Here is a 1,308-nt window from a genome sequence, read left to right on the forward strand (position 1 = left end):
AGACCAAGCAGTCCTGTTTTTAGGAGATCCAGCCAACGGCGGCGTACCCGTGACACCAGGTCAAGTTCTGACTCCAGAACAGTTGCAGCAACTATTTTTACAAACGACAGGCAACTTTACGGGAGCCAATTTCACCTACAGCGCCACCGACAATTTCGGCGCTACCAGTCCCGCTACCGCTACTGTGGCGGCCATACTTCCAACGGACAACCAACCGCCAGTTGCCAACAATGCCAACTCCAGCCTCGGGCCCAACAGCAGCCAGTTAATCACAGGATTGGGAGGAAGCGACCCCGACGGGTCGATCGCCTCTTACACCATCAACACCCTGCCCCCAGCAGACCAAGCAGTCCTGTTTTTAGGAGATCCAGCCAACGGCGGCGTACCCGTGACACCAGGTCAAGTCCTGACTCCGGCACAGTTGCAGCAACTATTTTTCTTCACGACGGGCAACTTTACGGGAGCCAATTTCACCTACAGCGCTACCGACAATTTCGGCGCCTCCAGTCCTGCTGTCGCTACGGTGGCGGCTATCTTGCGGCCGGTTGCGCCCACACCAACGGACAACCAACCGCCATTGGTCAACAATGCCAACTCCAGCCTCGGGCCCAACAGCAGCCAGTTAATCACAGGATTGGGAGGAAGCGACCCCGACGGGTCGATCGCCTCTTACACCATCAACACCCTGCCCCCAGCAGACCAAGCAGTCCTGTTTTTAGGAGATCCAGCCAACGGCGGCGTACCCGTGACACCAGGTCAAGTCCTGACTCCAGCACAGTTGCAGCAACTATTTTTACAAACGACAGGCAACTTTACGGGAGCCAATTTCACCTACAGCGCCACCGACAATTTCGGCGCTACCAGTCCAGCCACTACCGCTACTGTTTCTGGACTGATAGCGCCCACACCAACTCCAACACCGACAACAACTCCAACTCCAACACCGACAACAACTCCAACTCCAACACCGACAACAACTCCAACTCCCACTCCGACAACAACTCCAACTCCCACTCCGACTCCCAACCAACCGCCATTGGCCAACAATGCTAACTTCAGCATTGAGCCCAACGGCAGCCAGTTAGTCACGGGATTGGGAGGAAGCGACCCCGACGGGTCGATCGCCTCTTACACGATCGACACTCTGCCCCCAGCAGACCAAGCAGTCCTGTTTTTAGGAGATCCAGCCAACGGCGGCGTAGCCCTGACACCAGGTCAAGTCCTGACTCCAGAACAGTTGCAGCAACTATTTTTACAAACGACAGGCAACTTTACGGGAGCCAATTTCACCTACAGCGCCACCGACAA

1 pseudogene is annotated in these 1,308 nt (G+C 56.0%); it reads left to right on the forward strand.

Going from position 1 to position 1,308, the window contains the following annotated elements:
* Positions 1-1,308: pseudogene (locus QUA56_RS36625) on the forward strand (hypothetical protein); the annotation flags it as partial.

This window comes from Microcoleus sp. N3A4, from assembly GCF_036701805.1.
Taxonomy (GTDB): Bacteria; Cyanobacteriota; Cyanobacteriia; order Cyanobacteriales; family Microcoleaceae; genus Microcoleus.